Genomic DNA, 17,562 nt, shown 5'->3' on the forward strand with positions numbered 1-17,562 from the left:
CGCGTCACGCCTTGGCCTGATCGCGGATCGGGAGCTGGCGGACGCGCTTGCCGGTCGCCGCGAACAGAGCATTGGCGAGCGCCGGCGCGGCAGGCGGCAGGCCGGGTTCGCCCAGCCCGCCCATCTCGGCACCGCTGGCGAGAAAATGCACCGCGATCACCGGCGCATCGGCCAGCTTGAGCACCTCATAGTCGCTGAAATTGCTCTGCATCACCGCGCCCTTGTCGAGCGTGATCGCCTCGCCGATCGCGGTCGACAGGCCCATCACGATGCCGCCCATCACCTGCGCCTCGGCGTTGCGTGGGTTCACCACGCTGCCGCAATCGACCACCGCGGTGACCTTCAGCACCTTGGGCGTGCCGTCGGCCTTGAGCGTCGCCTCGGTGACGTGCGCCGCGATGGTGTTGAACGATTCGACGATGGCGATACCGCGTCCGGTCCCGGCGGGCAGCGGCGATCCCCAGCCGCCGAGCTTCGCCGCTTGTTCGAGCACCGCGCGGTGGCGCGAGCCCGCTTTCAGATGGCGGCGGCGGAATTCGAACGGATCTACGCCGGCGGCATGCGCCAGCTCGTCGATGAAGCTTTCGGTGTAGAAGCCGTGCTGCGTCGCATTGACCGAGCGCCACGCGCCGACGGTCTGGTTCGATACCTGCTTGAAATGGCGTCGCGCCACCGCCGGCAGATCGTAGAAGAAGGGCACTTCCTTTGAAGCGTCCTCGGGCTGGGCATAGTCGCTTTGCCACGCCGTGATCCTGCCGTCGCTGCCGAGCGCCGCCTTGAGCAGCGCCGAGCTTTGCGGTCGATAGGCGCCCTGCGTTACTTCTTCCTCGCGCGCCCAGATCAGCTTGACCGGATAGGGCAGCTGCATCGCGACCTTCGTCACCTGGTCGACGATTTCCATGTACATCGGCAGGCGCCGGCCGAAGCTGCCCCCGATCAGCATCGGGTGAAAGGTCACCTTGTCGGGGGCGAGGCCGGATGCCTTGGCTGCCGCCATCTTGGTGGCGAGCGGGTCCTGCATGCCGCCCCACAGCTCCAGCCGGCCGTCCTTGTGCTGCGCGGTGAGCGCGAACGGTTCCATCATCGCATGGTGGAGGAAGGGCAGGCGGTAATCGGCCGTGACGATCTTTGCGCCCGCCGCGTTGAACGCGGCATCCATATCGCCGCTGCCGGCGGTGCCGTCGGGCTTGTTGGCTTGGCGGAGTCTGTCCTGATCGGCGAAGATGCTCGCGGTCGATAGGCCGCCATGGCCAGCGTGGCTGAATTTGGGCGACAGCGCGCGCAGCCCCTTGAGCGCCTGCCAATAGCCTTTGGCAACGACGATAACGGCATTGTCGAGCTTGATCACCTTTTCGACGCCCGTCACCGACATCGCCGGCGCGGGATCGACCGACAGCAAGGTGCCGCCGCGTACCGGTGCCGCCATCACTGTGGCGACGCGCATGCCCGGCATGGCGACGTCCATGCCGTAATGCGCCGAGCCGTCGACCTTGGCGGGAATGTCGAGCCGTGGCACCGATTGGCCGATATAACGGAACGCCTTGGGGTCCTTGAGCTTCGGCGCGCTGTCGAGCGAGCGCCCGGCGGCTTCGGCGGCGAGCTCGCCATAGCGCAGCGTGCGGCGCGATGCAGCGTGGATCACCTTGCTGTCGGCGGTGGTCAGCTCGGTCGCGGGGACGCCGAGGCGTTTCGCCGCGGTCTCGATCAGCGCGAGCCGCGTGGCCGCACCGACAACGCGCATGCCCTTTTGCCCGGTGAAACGGAGTGCGGACGAGCCGCCGGTGATCTGGAGGTTCATCGAGCGTGCCACAAGCGACAGCAGCGATTGCGGCAGCGCGGAGACGAGGCCCGGATAGCCCGACATGTCGGCGAGGAAGCCGCGCCCGAGCGGGACATTGGCGAAGGCGGATTCGGCCGGGGCCGACACGACCTCGATATGCGACCAGTCGGCATCGAGTTCGTCGGCGAGCATCTGCGCGAGGCCGGTGTTCGAGCCCTGGCCGATATCGGCATGCGGCGAAAACAGCGTAATGCGGTCGTCCTCGCCGATGCGCAGCCAGGTCGCGAAATTGTGCCCGCCTTTGCCCTCGGTCAGCGCCGCCGCGTTGCGGTTGGCGGCATGGTCGGCCCAGCCGATCGCGAAAACACCACCGCCGACAATCGCCGCGCTGCCGATCAGGAACGCCCTGCGCTTGATGCCCATCGTGCTGCTCCTCAAGCCTGGCCGGCGGCGGCGTGGATCGCCGCGCGGATCCGCGGATAGGTGCCGCAGCGACAGATATTGGTCATCGCCGCGTCGATCTGCTCATCGGTCGGCCTGGGCGAGGTGGCGAGCAGTGCGGCGGCGGCCATCAACTGGCCCGACTGGCAATAGCCGCATTGCGGCACCTGGTGCGCGATCCATGCCGCCTGCAGCGCGTGCAGTGTGCCGTGTGGTGCGAGGCCCTCGATCGTGGTGATCGCCTTGCCGGCGATGTCGCTGACCGGCACGCTGCACGAACGCGTCACGGCGCCATCGATGTGCACGCTGCACGCGCCGCACGCCGCGATGCCGCAGCCGAACTTGGTCCCGGTCATGCCCAGCTCTTCGCGGATCACCCACAGCAGCGGCGTATCGGGCTCGGCGGTGATCGACACCGGCCTGCCGTTGATGGTCGCTTCGATCGGCATCCTGCTCCCCCCTGATGGGCTGTGTTAGGTTGCGTATAGCAACCTATGACGCACTTGGCGATGGGGTGGGCAGCGTCCCGCTGTCACGTTATCGCGAGATCGAGCAAGGTCGGCCCGGTCGCGGCAAAGGACCAGCGCAGCGCATCGTCGAGCAACGCGTGATCATCGACGCGTCGCGCCGCAATGCCCATCGCCGTCGCCATGCCGACAAAGTCGATGCCCGTGAGCGTGGTCCCCGGCACGCCGTTCATGCCGAAGATTTTCGCGAAATGTTCGAGCGCGGCGTAGCGCTGGTTGTTGAGGATGACGAAACTCACATCGGCTTGCTGGTCCGCCGCGCTCCACAGGCCCTGGATCGCATACATGGCGGCGCCATCGCCGAGCAGCGCGATGACCTTGCGGCCGGGCGACCCACGCGCCACGCCGATCGCCGCCGGAAGGCCGTAACCGAGCCCGCCGCTGGCGCAGGTGAAGAAGCCGCGCTCGCTGATGATCGGCAAGTGATCGTGCATCGGTCCGCGTGCCGTCGGTGCTTCCTCGACCACAACTGCCTCGGCGGGACGCAGCGCGGCGATACGCGACAGGACATGGCGTGCGTCCATCGCCGGCATTGGGGTGGCGGCGCGCGGAGCCGGTGCCGTGGCAGCGCGGCCACGCACCTGCGTTGAAAGCGCGGCCAGCCCCGCCGCGACGTCGCCCAGCACGCCAAAGCCTCCGGGAAGCGCCGCGAGATGCTGCGGGTCCTCGCTCAGCACGGCGAGCGCGGCGTGGTCGGGCCAGTGCGGCCCCAGTCCTTCGGCATGGTAGGTGAACGCCGGCGCGCCCGCGACGAGGATCACGTCATAGGGCGCCAGCAGCCGCACGATCTCCTCGCGAAAGGCGGGAAGAAAGCCGGTGAAGCGCGGATGATCCTCGGCGATGGTTTCGCGCGCGGCGAAGGGCGCGGCCCAGACATCGGCGCCGCATGCGTCGACCAGCGACGTCACCGCGTCCCAGCCGCCGCACCGCGCAACGCCGGTGCCGAGGATCAGCGCGGGCCGTTCCGCCCGGTCGAGCAGCGCGGCGAGCCGGGCGATGGCGGCGGGGTCGGGCAACGTCGTCAGCGCCAGTTCGGGCAGCACCGGCATGGCGCAATCACGGTCCCAGTCATCGACCGGAATCGAGACGAAGCATGGCCCCATCGGTGGCGTCAGCGCGATGTGGAAGGCGCGCGCCAGCGCCGCGGGCACGTCTTCGGCGCGCGCCGGCTCGACCGCCCATTTGACGAACGGGCGCGGGAATTCGGTCGCGCGCTCGGCGCCGAGAAAGGGGTCGAACGGCAGGATCGAGCGCGCCTGCTGGCCGGCGGTCACGACCAGCGGCGTGCCGTTGCGAAAGGCGGTGAACAGATTGCCCAGCGCATGCCCGGTGCCGGCCGAGGAATGCAAATTGACCAGCGCGGGGCGGCGCGTCGCCTGAGCATAGCCATCGGCCATGCCGAGCACGATCGCCTCGTTCAGCCCGAGCAGATAGGGCATATCGTCGGGCAGGCCGCGCAACATCGGCAATTCCGTCGATCCCGGATTGCCGAACAGCGCGTCGACGCGGAAATGGCGGAAGACGGCGAAGGCGGCCTCGCGCACCGTGGTCATTTGTTTGTTCCCCCCAGAATCACTTCAACGATCAACCCTGCGGCGGCCCCCTCCGGCCGATCCTTCCGCAGATACACCGCGCGCATCGTCCGTCGAGTCCCCTCGCGCTACCCGGCAGCGGTCGGTGAAAGATACCTTCCCCAGATCATCAGGATGATCGCCGCGACCAGCGCGCCGGCACCGACGATCGCAATCGCAACGGGAATATTCATGCCCGCCGCGATCAGAAAGCCGCCGAGCAGCGGCCCGAGCACCGCGCCACCGCGTCCGACTCCGATCGTCAGCCCGGTACCGGTGACGCGCAATTCGGGCGGAAAGGAGCGCGCGAGCAGCGCGTAAAGCCCGACAATGCCGCCGAAGATGCAGATGCCGGCGACGAACGCCGCGACCTGCATCGCGACCAGACCGACGGCCAGCCCGAACAATATGAAGGTGATCGATGTCCCGATCATGGCGATGATCAGCATGCGCACCAGCCCGACGCGCGGCGCGGCCCAGCCCAGCGCGGCGCCGCCGAGGATCCCGCCGAGGCTCATCAGCGACGAGGTGCGGATCGCATCGGGCGTGGTGTAGCCGAGATCGCTCATCAGCTTGGGCAGCCAGCCGGAGAAGAAATAGAAGGTCAGGATGTGCAGGAAATAGACGATCACCAGGATCACCGTCATCCGGCGATACAGCGGCCCGAGCAACGCCGCGTAGCTGCCTGACGCCACCACGGGCACACGCTCCGGCACGGGATCGGGCGCAATCGTTGCGGGCGGGTGACCAAAGCGTGCCAGCATCGTCACGATCCGCGCGCGTGACGCCGGCGTGTCCTGCCGGGCGAGGAAGTCGATCGATTCGGGGAGACCGACCCATACCAGCGGCACGAAGACAGCGGTGACGACGCCACCGATGACGAACACCGATTGCCAGCCATGGGTGCCGATTACTTCAGCGACGGCGAAACCGCCGACCAGCCCGCCGATCGGGTAACCGACCGTCATCGCCGCGACGCAGAAATCGCGGCGCCGTTCATTGGCGAATTCGGCAGCGACCGCGTTGATCGCCGCGACCATCGCGCCGATGCCGAGGCCGGTGAAGACCCGCCAGGCGCACAGCCAGACGAGGTCGGGCGCGGTTGCGGTCAACGCCATGCCGGCCGCCATCAGGATGAGGCAGCCGAGGATCAGCGGCCTGCGGCCGAAGCGGTCGCCGAGCGGCGCGAGAAACAGCGAACCCAGCACCATGCCAACCAGCCCGGAAGACAAGGCGGCGCCGAGTTGCGCCGGGCCGATATGCCACGCCTTGGCGATGCCGGGCGCGGCGAACGTCACTGCCAGCACATCGAACCCGTCGAGCGCGTTGAGCGCGACCGACAGCGCGACCGCGAAGATCTGCGCCGGGTGCATCGGCCGGTCGGCGAGCAGCCGCGCCGCCGCGCCCGGCAATGTCGCGATGGCCATGTCGTTCCCTCTTCCCCGCTGCGCGCGACGTGCCGGGTTTCAGGCGCGCCGACGATGCTTGTGGCGCCTCTACCGACACTTCACGCCGCTGCACAGGGTCGAGCGCCCATTTTTGTATGTGTTGCATCCTTTTCCGGCGACCCGTCGGCACCGAAAGCGCGTCAGTCGACCGCCTTCACGCGCATCATCGCCAGCGCGGCCAGCACCATCACCGCGGCGGCAAACGCCATCGTCCAGATCGGCTCATGCGGGAACCATGCCTTCATGATCGATCCCATCACCGTCGCCACGAGCAGCTGCGGGACGACGACGAAAACATTGAACAGTCCCATATAGATACCGAGCTTGCGCTGGGGCAGGCTCGAGGCGAGGATGGCATAGGGCATGGCGAGGATCGACGCCCAGGCGATGCCGATGCCGATCTCGCTGAAGCGTAGCAGCGCGGGGTCGCGGATCATGAAGAAACTGGCAAAGCCGGCGGCGCCGCACAGCAGCCCGACGATATGCGTACGGCCCTTGCCGATCCGCGCCGACAGCCAGGGTAGCAGCGTCAGCGCGGCGATCGCCGCGACGCCATTGTAGATCGCGAACAGCTCGTCGACATGGTTGCCCGCCGCCTGATAGGTCGCGCTCGCCGCGTCGGTCGTGCCATAGGCATATTGCGCGACCACCGGCGTGGTGTTGATCCACATGATGAACAGCGCCGACCAGCTGAAGAACTGCACCAGCGCCAGCCGCTTCATCAGCGTCGGCATCCCCGAGAAGTCGCCCACGATGTGCCCTAGGATCGATGCCTTGCCGCCGCGCTTGGCTGCGGTGATCGCGACGATACTAGCCCCGCCATAGGCGATCAGCAGCGCGCCAAGCAGATAGACTTCCTGCTTGAGTCCCAGCGCCTCGACCGCGAGCAGGACGAGTGCGCCTGCGCCGATCCAGGCGAGACTGCTCATCACGTTGCGTTCGGCGAGCAGGCGCAGCGTTTCGTCATGGTCGCCGTCATTGTCGACGCCGTCGAAGCCGGCCATCTGCGCCGGCGAATATTCGCGCGTCGTCAGCACGGTCCACAGCACCGACAGCAACAGCGCCGCGCCGCCGAACCAGAAGGCGAAACGAACCGTGTCGGGCACCACGCCCGGCGGCGCGGTATTGGCCACGCCCATATGATCGAGCAGCTTGGGAAAGATCGACCCGACCACCGCGCCGGCGCCGATAAAGGCGGTCTGCACGGCATAACCCACGCTGTGCTGGTCCTTGCGCAGCATGTCGCCGACAAACGCGCGGAACGGCTCCATCGAGATGTTGAGCGAGGCGTCGAGCAGCCACAGCATCACCGCCGCAAACAGCAGCTGCGGCGCCAGCGGCATGACCAGCAGCGCGAGCGTTGCGAGGATCGCACCGGTCAGGAAATAGGGTCGCCGCCGCCCGAGCCGGCCGAACCAGGTGCGGTCCGAAAGATGCCCGATGATCGGCTGCACCAGCAGGCCGGTCAGCGGCGCCGCGACCCACAAAGCGGGCAGGTCGTCGAGGCTGCTGCCGAGCGTCTGGAAGATGCGGCTCATATTGGCGTTCTGCAGCGCGAAGCCGACCTGGATTCCGAAGAATCCGAACGAGATATTCCACAATCCGGCAAAGGACTGGCGCGGCCGTTCGTTCATCGATCCCCTCTGGGTTTTGTTCTCACGCGCGAGGGTGGCAGCGCATTTCGGGTCCCGCAACCCGTCCGATCACGTCGTTCCGCGCACCACCAGCCGCGGCGGCAGCAACGCCGTTTGGGTGTCTTCGCCGCGGATGCGGGCGAGCAATGTATCGACCAGCACTTCGCCGGCACGGCGATAATCCTGCGCCACCGTCGTCAGCGGCGGATGCGCGAGGCTCGCCGCCGGCAGGTCGTCGAAACCGACCACCGCCACGTCGCGCGGCACGTTCAACCCGCGCTCCTCCAGCGCGCGCATCGCGCCGATCGCGATCAGGTCGCTCGCCGCAAAAATCGCGTCGAACGCGATGCCGCGCCCGATCAGCCGGATCGCCGCATCGTATCCCGCCGCCTCGGTGGTGATCGCATCGACCTGCAGCCCCGGATCGGGGCGGAGCCCCGCCGCCTTCAACGCCGCGGTGAGGCCACGATAGCGATCCTCGAATTCGGGATAATGGCTCGATGCCTCGCCGAGAAAGGCGATGCTGCGCCGGCCCAGGCCGAGCAGATGCTCCCCGGCATCCTGGCCGCCGCGCAGATTGTCGCAGCCGATCGTCGAGTCGGACTGGCCGGCGCGCACAGAGCCCCAGCGCACGAAATGCGTCCCCTGCTTGGCCAGATGGTCGAGCCGCGCGCGGTAATTTTCGTAATCGCCATAACCGAGCAGGATGATGCCGTCGGCCTTGCGGCTGTCCTCGTAATCGACATGCCAGTCGTTGGAGAGCTGCTGGAACGAGGTCAGCAGGTCGTAACCGCGCAGGCCGCAGGTGCGCGTGATCGACCCGAGCATCGACAGGAAGAAGGGATTGATCAGCGAATCGTCGGGCGTCGGATCCTCGAAGAACAGCAACGCCAGCGTTTTCGATTGCCCGCGCCGCAGCGACGAGGCGTTCTTGTCGACGGTGTAGTTGAGCTGCCGCGCGATCGCCTCGATCCGGAGCCGCGTCGCTTCGCTCACCGTCCGGTCGCCGCGCAACGCACGGCTGACCGTCGGCTGCGACACGCCCGCCAGCGCCGCGATGTCGAAACTGGTCGGTTTGTCCTGCACCGACATGCCGGGCGATCACCCTCCTGAGACGGTCGAGCCTTGGCGGCCCATCTCTTGCCTGCCTAGACCTGTTGCATCGTCGGGGGAAGCATGGCGTGGTTGCTGCCCCTTTGGGCAGCGGCATTGCGCGATGTCTGCGCCGCGCTAGACCCGCAGCGATCGGACGAAGGGAAGCCGCTACGATGACCGGGCTGGTAATGACGAACTGGCAGTTGCGCGTCGAGCATATCGGCGCAGAGCGCCAGCCGGTCGTCGTCATCGACCATTTCGCGCCCGATCCGCGACGCTTCACCGACGACGCGGCGTTCCTGTCGTTCCGGCCGATCGGCGAACATTATCCCGGCGTGCGCGCCACCGTCGCGCCCGTGATGCTGCGCGACCTGCTCGATGCGCTCGCGCCGGTCGTCACCGAGATTTTCGACATCGCCGCCGTCGCGGTGATCGACGCCTTCTACTCGCTGGTGACCACACCGTCGGCGGCGCTGGCACCGATCCAGCGTCTGCCGCATTTCGACGGGGTCGAGGACGGGCGGCTCGCGCTGCTCCACTATCTTTCGACTGACACACGCAGCGGCACGGCGTTCTACCGCCACCGTACGACCGGCTTCGAAAGCGTCGATGCGGCGCGGCTCGGCGCGTATCGCGCCGCGCTCGACGCCGATCTGCGACGCACGGGGCTGCCCGATCCAGCTTATATCGCCGGCGACACCGCGCTGTTCGAACAAGTCGCGCGCTTCGATGGTCACTTCAATCGTGCCGTGCTTTATCGCAGCAATACGCTGCACTGCGCCGACATTCCCGAGGACATGACGCTGAGCAGTGATCCGGCGATCGGACGACTGACGGTGAACACCTTTCTCGGCGCCTGCTGACGACTGTCGCATAATTGTCACGGCGCCGGGGGCGTCGCCTGAGCGCCATGTGAATACGTATGTGCGTTGCTTCCCACCTTGCCGCCCCGGCGCCTAATCGAGCGACAGATCGATCGCGACAAGCGAGCGGCGGCTGCGCAAGGGCGCAAGGGGAGGTCCTGAATGAACGTTTCTCAGAGCAATCGTCGGTTTTCGACGCGCACCCGGCTGGCACTGCGCGCCAGTGCGATCGCGCTCGGCGGCGTGGTATCGCTGATCGGCGCCGACGCCGCCCTGGCCCAGGATGCCGCGTCGCCGCCGCCAGCCGCTCCGGCCGCCGATGTGCCCGAACAGCAGGACATCGTCGTCAGCGGCATCCGCGCGTCGCTCGCCTCGTCGGCGCGGATCAAGCGCGAATCGACGCTGATCGTCGACTCGGTGTCGGCCGAGGATATCGGCAAGCTGCCCGACGTCTCGATCGCGGATTCGCTCGCCCGCCTGCCCGGCGTGACCGCGCAGCGCCTCGAGGGCCGCGACCAGCGCCTGTCGATCCGCGGCCTCGGCCCCGACTTCGGTACCACGCTGCTCAACGGCCGCGAGCAGGTCACCGTCGGCGACAATCGCGGCGTCGAATATGACCAGTATCCCTCGGAATTCTTCAAGAACGTCAACGTCTACAAGACCGCCGACGCCTCGCTGATCGCCTCGGGCGTTTCGGGCACCGTCGACCTGCGCATGCTGCGCCCGCTCGATCAGGCGCACCGCGTGTTGTCCGTCGCGGCGCGCGGCGAGATGAACGGCATCAAGGCGTTGAACCCGGATTCGTCGCGCTACGGCTATCGCGCCTCGGCGACCTATGTCGACAAGTTCGCCAACGACACGCTCGGCATCGCGATCGGCGTGTCGGCGTCGCAAAATCCGTCGCAGGACGAGCGCTATAACGCCTGGGGTTATGCCGGAGGCGGCACCGCCGCGAGCCCTTTCGTGCTCGGCGGCGCCAAGCCCTATGTCCAGTCGAACCTGCTCAAGCGCTATGGCGCGGTGGCAACGATCGAATGGCAGCCGAGCGACAATTTCCACTCGACCTTCGACGCGCTCTATTCGCATTTCCGTGAAACGCAGCATCTGCGCGGCATCGAGTTCCCGCTCGGCTTCTCCGGCCCGGCGCAGAGCGGCATCAGCGTCTCGAACGGTTTTGCCACCACGACGACGTTCAGCAACGTCCATGCGATCCAGCGCAACGATCTCAACGATCGCAAGGCCGAGAATTTCTCGTTCGGCTGGAACAACGACATTCGTCTGAACGACCGGATCAAGCTCAACGTCGATGCCAGCTGGTCGCGCGCGACGCGCACCGACTTCCTGCTCGAGACCTATACCGGCGTCGGTTATGGCGGCAGCGGCCCGGGCGACACGGTGACGGTGACGCAGCAGCCCAACGGCATCTACAAGATCGTGCCGACGCTCAATTACACCGACACCTCGATCTTCAAACTGACCGATCCGCAGGGCTGGGGCTATAACGGCACCACCCCGGTGGTGCAGGCCGGCTTCCTCAACCGCCCGAGCTTCAAGGACGACCTCAAGTCGCTGCGCGCGACGCTCAACGGCGAACTCGATGCGGGTGTGCTCAAGGGCTGGGAAATCGGCGCCAATTACAGCCGCCGTTCCAAGGACAGCGCCTACACCTCCTACTTTCTGTGCCCCAAGGGCGCCGGCACCAACTGCACCGTGGCGAGCGGCACGCCGACCTCGGCGGCGATTCCGGCCGCGGCGATCCTCGGCCGCAACATCCCGCTTGGTTATCTCGGCGTGCCGGCGGTGCTCGCGCTCGATCCGATGTACCTCTACAACAACGCCTATAACGCGGTGTACGACAACCGCCCCGGTTCGCTGGTGCGCGACAACAATGTCACCGAAGACGTCTATACCGGTTATGCCAAGCTGATCATCGACGGCGAGCTGGGTGGCAAGAAGCTCAAGGGCTCGCTCGGCCTGCAGGTCATTCGCACGCGCCAGGCATCGACCGGTACGATTTCCAACTTCGACCCCGCGACCTTCACCGTCACGGTCCTGCCGGCGAGCGGTTCGTCGACCTACACCAACTTCCTGCCCAGCGCGTCGATGTCGGTCGAGCTGATCCCGGCCGGTTACGTCAAGCTCGGTGCGTCGCAGACGATGGTTCGCCCGCGTCTCGACCAGGAGCGGATCAACCAGGAATTCAGCGTGTCGCCGGGCAATATCGGCAACCCCGCCAACCTCAACAGCCCGTTCAGTTCGAGCGGCGGCAACATCAATCTGCGGCCCTATCAGTCGACGAATATCGACGCATCGTTCGAGAAATATTTCACGGGTGGCGGCTACATCGCGCTGGCGGGTTATTTCAAGCATCTGACCAAATTCGTCGATCCCAGCAACGGCCTGCCGTTCGACTTCACGGCCGCGCTCGGTCAGCTGAGCCCGGCGCAACGTGCGATCGTCGTCGCCAATGGTTGGACGACGGGCATCTCGACCTCGCCGGACAATACCGGCCGCGGTTACCTGGTCGGCATGGAAGCGACGCTGTCGCTGCCGTTCAAGACCATCTCCTCGGCGCTCGACGGCTTCGGTTTCTTCGGCAGCGGCAGCTACAGCGAGAGCTCGATCAAGCTGAAGAGCAATCCGGCGCAGGCGATCACGCTGCCGGGCCTGTCGAAATATGTCGCCAGCGGTGAACTCTATTACGAGAAGCACGGCATCCAGGTGCGGGCCAGCTACCGCTACCGCTCGTCCTTCCTCGGCGAAGTCGCCGGCCTGTCGGCAGCCCCGACCTATCGCCAGGTCGTGTCGGAAGGCATTCTCGATGCGCAGATCGGCTATGAGTTCCAGGCCGGTCCGCTCAAGGGCCTCGCCATCCTCGCCCAGGCAAAGAACCTGACCGATCGCCCGTTCATCACCTATCAGAACGACGATCGCCGCCAGGTCATCGACTATCAGCGCTATGGCCGCGATTATTATCTCGGCCTGACCTACAAGTTCTGACGGCCCCCTCCCCGTTGGACTCGGGGTCGCCGGTGCACGCAAGCGCCCGGCGGCCCCGTTCTTTTCCCGACAAACCGGAAGCGATAGCATCCGGCATGCTACAGGGAGCGTTTCGTGACCGAACAGCCTGATCCGGTCACCATCGTGATCGCCGGCGGCGGCAGTGCCGGCTGGATGACCGCCGCCGCGCTCGGCCGATTCCTCGAGACCGGCTACCGCATCCGCCTGATCGAGTCCGAGGAGATCGGCACGGTCGGGGTCGGTGAATCGACCATCCCGCAAATCCGCCTGTTCAACGAGGCGCTGGGTCTCGACGAGGACGCGTTCGTCCGTGCGACGCAGGCGACCTTCAAGCTCGGCATCGAGTTCGATGGCTGGTCGCGCCCCGGCGAACGCTACATGCACGCCTTCGGCGCCGTCGGCCGCGACGTCGGGCTGATCGCCTTCCAGCATTACTGGCTGCGTGCGCGTCAGCTCGGCATCGCCAAGGGACTCGACGCCTATGCGCTCAACGAGCTCGCCGCGCGCGGCCACAGGATGCATCGCGGCCAGCCGCTCGGCGGCGCGGCGATTCCCGACATGCCCTATGCCTTCCAGTTCGATGCCGGGCTGTACGCGGCGTGGTTGCGCCGCTTCGCCGAATTGCGCGGCGTCCAGCGCACCGAGGGCAAGGTCGTCGAGGTGATCCGCGACGGCGAAAGCGGCGACGTCGCCGCGCTGCTGCTTCAATCGGGCGAGCGCGTCGCCGGCGACATCTTCATCGACTGCACCGGCTTTCGCGGTCTGTTGATCGAGCAGACGCTGGCGAGCGGGTTCGAGGACTGGTCGCACTGGCTGCCGTGCGACCGCGCACTTGCCGTGCCCAGCGCCAGCGAAGGCGCGCTTACGCCCTATACCCGCGCCCGCGCGCTTACGGCCGGGTGGCAATGGCGCATCCCGCTGCAGCACCGCGTCGGCAACGGCCATGTCTATTGCAGCGACTATCTCAGCGACGACGAAGCGACCGCGCTGCTGCTCGCCAATCTCGACGGCGCGCCGCTCGCCGACCCCCGCCCGCTGCGCTTCACCGCCGGCAAGCGCAAGCGCGCCTGGGAGCGCAACGTCATCGCGATCGGCCTGTCGAGCGGCTTTCTCGAACCGCTCGAATCGACCCGCATCCATATGATTCAGTCGGCGATCTCGCGGCTGCTCAAGCTGCTCCCGGGTCGCCATGTCGCTGCCGCCGACCGCGACGAATATAACCGCCAGACCGATTTCGAGATCGAGCGGATCCGCGATTTCCTGATCCTGCATTATGCCGCCAACCAGCGCGACGAGCCGTTCTGGCAAGCGCGCCGCGCGATGGCGCTGCCGGAAACGCTGGAGCGCAAGATCGCGCTGTTCGCGGCCAACGGCAACATCGTGCGCGAGCATGAGGAGTTGTTCACCGAGGTCGGCTGGCTGCAGGTGCTGGTCGGCCAGGGCATCATCCCGCACGGCTATCACCCGCTCGCCGACCAGATCGCGCCGGCCGAGCTCGGCGAATATATGGAGACGATCGAGCTGCTCTACGCCCGTGAGGCGAGCCGCATGCCGAGCCATGCCGACTTCATCGCCCGGCATTGCGCTGCGCCGCGATGACCGCCGCGGCTGAATACGTATGCCGGGGGGTTGGCTTCAACCCGTGCGGCCCGCAAGAGACGGAAGAGCACGTGATGTCTGCGCCATGTCACGCGCGCCGGGAGTGGGTGGGATGAGCAGAAGGTTGCGCCTTGGCGCTCTCGTCGCGCTGGCGGCGGTCGCGCTGCCCGCCCCGCTCGCCGCGCAGACCGCGCCCGCACCGGCCAGCTTCCGCGACCGCCTGCCCCAGGACGAGGTGATCTATTTCCTGCTGCCCGACCGTTTCGACAATGGCGATCCGTCGAACGATCGCGCCGGGCTCAGCGGCGACCGGCTCACCACCGGCTATGACCCGACCGCCAAGGGGTTCTACCATGGCGGCGACCTCAAGGGGCTGATCAGGCGGCTCGGTTATATCCAGGATCTCGGCGCGACCGCGATCTGGGTCGGGCCGATCTTCAAGAACAAGCCGGTACAGGGGCCGGCGGGACAGGAATCCGCCGGTTACCACGGCTATTGGATCACCGACTTCACCCGGGTCGACCCGCATCTCGGCAGTAACGCCGATTTCAAGGCGCTGGTCGACGCGGCGCATGCGCGCGGCATGAAGGTCTATATGGACATCATCGCCAACCACACCGCCGATGTGATCCAGTATCGCGAATGCGGCACGGGCAGCGAATGTCCCTATCGCTCGATTGCCGACTATCCGTTCCAGCGCCGCGGCGGCGCGGCAGGCCCGGCGATCAATCCGGGGTTTCTCGGTGAGGGCGTGCAGACGGCGGACAATTTCGCGAAGCTGACCGACCCGACCTTTGCCTATACGCCCTATGTCCCGGCGGCGGAGGCGACGGTGAAGGTGCCGGCGTGGCTCAACGACGTGCGCTGGTATCACAATCGCGGCAACACGACCTATTACAATGAGAGCGCCACGCTCGGCGATTTCTCTGGCCTCGACGATCTCGACACCGAGAATCCGCGCGTCGTGCAGGGCATGATCGACATTTTCGGCGACTGGATCGACCGCTACGGCGTGGACGGTTTCCGCATCGACACCGCGCGCCACGTTAATCCGGAATTCTGGGCGCAGTTCGTCCCCGCGATGCTCGATCGGGCCAGGGCCAGGGGCATCCCGAACTTCCACATCTTCGGCGAGGTCGCCTATGAGACGCTCGATGTCGGGCTGCTCGCGCGCCACACCGTCGCCGACAAGCTGCCCGCCGCGCTCGATTTCGCCTTCCGCCAGGCGGTGCTCGAGGCGGTAACGGGCAAGCCGGAGCCCGGCGCATGGGATAAGCTCGTGCTCGGCGACGCGCTCTATGCGCATGGCTTCGACACCGCGAGCATCTTGCCGACCTTCGTTTCCAACCATGATGCCGGCCGGCTCGGCTTCTATATCCGCAAGGAGCAGCCCAACGCCTCGGACGACGAGCAGCTCAAGCGCGAGATGCTCGCCAATGCGATGCTGCTGACCTGGCGCGGGGTGCCGACCATCTACGCCGGCGACGAACAGGGCTTTGCCGGCGACGGCGGCGACCAGGATGCGCGCGAGGACATGTTCGCCAGCCGCGTCGCGACCTACAACGACAACAAGCTGATCGGCAGCAACACGACCACCGCCACGGCGCGTTTCGGCGAGGACCATCCGCTGTTCAGGCAGATCGCCCAACTCGCGCGGCTGCGGCTGTCGCATCCGGCACTGACACGGGGGCGCCTGTTGTTGCGCGCGCGTGATGACAAGCCCGGTCTGGTAGCGGTATCGCGCTTCGACCCGACTACCGGCGCGGAGATGTTGCTTGCCTTCAACACATCGGGCGACGCGGTGACGCGGCAAGTGCAGGTCGAGGTCGCTTCGACCGCCTTCACCACCCTTGCCGGCAGCTGCGCCGCGACGGCGAGCGCGCCGGGCAGCGTGACGGTCACGCTGCCGGCCTTTGGTTATGCGATCTGCGAGGCGCACAAATGAACGACCCGGCCCTGCGCCCGACCGCCATCGCGGCGGGCGCATCATGCGAACGCCCCTGGTGGCGCGGCGCGGCGATCTACCAGATCTATCCGCGCAGCTTTGCCGATTCGAACGACGACGGCATCGGCGACCTGGCCGGGATCACCGCGCATCTCGACCATGTCGCCTCGCTTGGCGTCGACGGCATCTGGCTGTCGCCCTTCTTCACCTCGCCGATGGCCGATTTCGGCTATGACGTGGCGGATTATTGCGGCGTCGATCCTATCTTCGGCACGCTCGCCGATTTCGATGCGCTGGTCGCGCGCGCCCATGCGCTGGGGCTGCGCGTGATCATCGACCAGGTCTATTCGCACACCTCCGACCAGCATGACTGGTTTCGCGAGAGCCGCGCCGATCGCGGCAACGCCCGGACCGACTGGTATGTCTGGGCCGATGCCAGGGCCGATGGCAGCCCGCCCAATAACTGGCAGTCGGTGTTCGGCGGCCCGGCCTGGACCTGGGATGCGCGGCGCCGGCAATATTACATGCACAATTTCCTCAGCGCCCAGCCACAGCTGCATGTGCATTTGCCCGAGGTGCAGGAGGCCCTGCTCGACGTAGCGCGTTTCTGGCTCGATCGCGGCGTCGACGGCTTCCGCGTCGATGCGATCAACTTCGCGATGCATGATCCGGCGCTGCGCGACAATCCGCCCGCGCCCGAGACCAATGGCGTGCGTACCCGGCCGTTCGACTTCCAGCAGCATATCCACAATCAGAGCCATCCCGACATTCCGGGCTTCCTCGAGCGGCTGCGCGCGCTGACCGACGCCTATGGCGCGCGCTTTACCGTCGCCGAGGTCGGCGGCCCGTCGCCCGAGCGCGAGATGCACGCCTTCACCGCCGACGGGCGACGGCTCAACTCGGCCTATGGTTTCAACTTCCTCTATGCCGATCGCCTTTCCCCGGCGCTGGTGCGTGAGGCGGTCGAGCAATGGCCCGATGCGCCGGGCATGGGCTGGCCGAGCTGGGCGTTCGAGAATCATGACGCGCCGCGCGCGCTCTCGCGCTGGGCGACAGCCGAACACCGCGATGCCTTCGCCGCGCTCAAGATGCTGCTGCTGGTGTGCCTGCGCGGCAATATCTTCCTCTATCAGGGCGAGGAGCTCGGCCTGACTCAGGTCGATATCCCGTTCGACCGGCTGCAGGACCCCGAGGCGATCGCCAACTGGCCGCTGACGCTGAGCCGCGACGGCGCGCGCACGCCGATGCCGTGGCACGCCGACGCGCCGCATCTCGGCTTTTCTGTCGTCGAGCCGTGGCTGCCGACCGGCGCCGACCATGACGCGCTGGCGGTCGACCGGCAGGAGGCCGACCCGCATTCGCTCCTCGCGCTGACGCGGCGGCTGCTCGCCTTGCGCAACGCCAGCGCCGCGCTGCTGACCGGCGACATCACGATCGTCGAGGCGTCCGACACCTTGCTCGCCTTCGAGCGCGGCGCGCCCGGGCAGCGGCTGCTGTGCGTCTTCAACATCGGCGCCCCGCCCCGCGAGTGGGGGCCCGAGCAACCCGATCAGTGGCAGGTGGTCGAACAGGTCGGCGACGTCGCCGACTGGCAGTTCGGGCCGTTCGCCGCGCTGGTTGCCGAACGTCGCGTCTAAA

At 66.9% G+C, this 17,562-nt stretch carries 11 protein-coding genes; 5 read left to right on the forward strand and 6 right to left on the reverse strand.

Annotated elements, in window-relative coordinates; all coding sequences use genetic code 11:
- Positions 1–4: 4 nt before the first annotated feature.
- The 6 genes from U1839_RS06550 to U1839_RS06575 form a co-directional block, all read right to left on the reverse strand.
- A complete protein-coding gene (locus tag U1839_RS06550; protein WP_332802855.1) occupies positions 5–2,203 on the reverse strand; it encodes a xanthine dehydrogenase family protein molybdopterin-binding subunit in 2,199 nt (732 codons plus the stop codon).
- Positions 2,204–2,214: 11 nt separating this feature from the next.
- Complete coding sequence (locus U1839_RS06555) at positions 2,215–2,670, reverse strand: (2Fe-2S)-binding protein (protein WP_332802856.1); 456 nt, start codon at positions 2,668–2,670, stop codon at positions 2,215–2,217.
- 83 nt (positions 2,671–2,753) lie between these two features.
- Positions 2,754–4,301 carry a benzoylformate decarboxylase gene (gene mdlC / locus U1839_RS06560; RefSeq protein ID WP_332802857.1) on the reverse strand — a complete coding sequence of 516 codons (1,548 nt, stop codon included), beginning with the start codon at positions 4,299–4,301 and terminating at the stop codon, positions 2,754–2,756.
- A gap of 107 nt (positions 4,302–4,408) precedes the next feature.
- Positions 4,409–5,746 (reverse strand): MFS transporter, encoded by a 1,338-nt coding sequence (locus tag U1839_RS06565; RefSeq protein WP_332802858.1) that lies wholly within the window; start codon positions 5,744–5,746, stop codon positions 4,409–4,411.
- 161 nt (positions 5,747–5,907) lie between these two features.
- On the reverse strand, positions 5,908–7,401 hold the full coding sequence (locus U1839_RS06570) for an MFS transporter (protein WP_332802859.1): 1,494 nt from the start codon (positions 7,399–7,401) through the stop codon (positions 5,908–5,910).
- A 69-nt stretch (positions 7,402–7,470) separates the two neighbouring features.
- Positions 7,471–8,493: a LacI family DNA-binding transcriptional regulator gene (locus U1839_RS06575; protein WP_332802860.1), complete on the reverse strand. Its 1,023-nt coding sequence runs from the start codon at positions 8,491–8,493 to the stop codon at positions 7,471–7,473.
- A gap of 176 nt (positions 8,494–8,669) precedes the next feature.
- On the opposite strand from U1839_RS06575, the gene U1839_RS06580 reads away from it, so the two are divergent.
- The 5 genes from U1839_RS06580 (at position 8,670) to U1839_RS06600 (ending at position 17,561) form a co-directional block, all read left to right on the forward strand.
- Entirely contained in the window at positions 8,670–9,359 is a 690-nt protein-coding gene (locus tag U1839_RS06580) for a DUF6445 family protein (RefSeq protein ID WP_332802861.1), read from the forward strand.
- A 162-nt stretch (positions 9,360–9,521) separates the two neighbouring features.
- The gene (locus U1839_RS06585; RefSeq protein ID WP_332802862.1) at positions 9,522–12,359 is read left to right on the forward strand and encodes a TonB-dependent receptor; all 2,838 of its coding nucleotides are present in this window, start codon (positions 9,522–9,524) and stop codon (positions 12,357–12,359) included.
- A gap of 114 nt (positions 12,360–12,473) precedes the next feature.
- On the forward strand, positions 12,474–13,979 hold the full coding sequence (locus tag U1839_RS06590; RefSeq protein ID WP_332802863.1) for a tryptophan halogenase family protein: 1,506 nt from the start codon (positions 12,474–12,476) through the stop codon (positions 13,977–13,979).
- Between the two features lie 112 nt (positions 13,980–14,091).
- A complete protein-coding gene (locus tag U1839_RS06595; protein ID WP_332802864.1) occupies positions 14,092–15,924 on the forward strand; it encodes an alpha-amylase family glycosyl hydrolase in 1,833 nt (610 codons plus the stop codon).
- The gene (locus U1839_RS06600; RefSeq protein WP_332802865.1) at positions 15,921–17,561 is read left to right on the forward strand and encodes an alpha-glucosidase; all 1,641 of its coding nucleotides are present in this window, start codon (positions 15,921–15,923) and stop codon (positions 17,559–17,561) included. Before U1839_RS06595 ends, U1839_RS06600 begins: the two co-directional genes overlap by 4 nt.
- The last annotated feature ends 1 nt before the right edge of the window (position 17,562 follow it).

Origin of the sequence: Parasphingomonas halimpatiens (genome assembly GCF_036663795.1) — a bacterium.
Taxonomy (GTDB): domain Bacteria; phylum Pseudomonadota; class Alphaproteobacteria; order Sphingomonadales; family Sphingomonadaceae; genus Sphingomonas.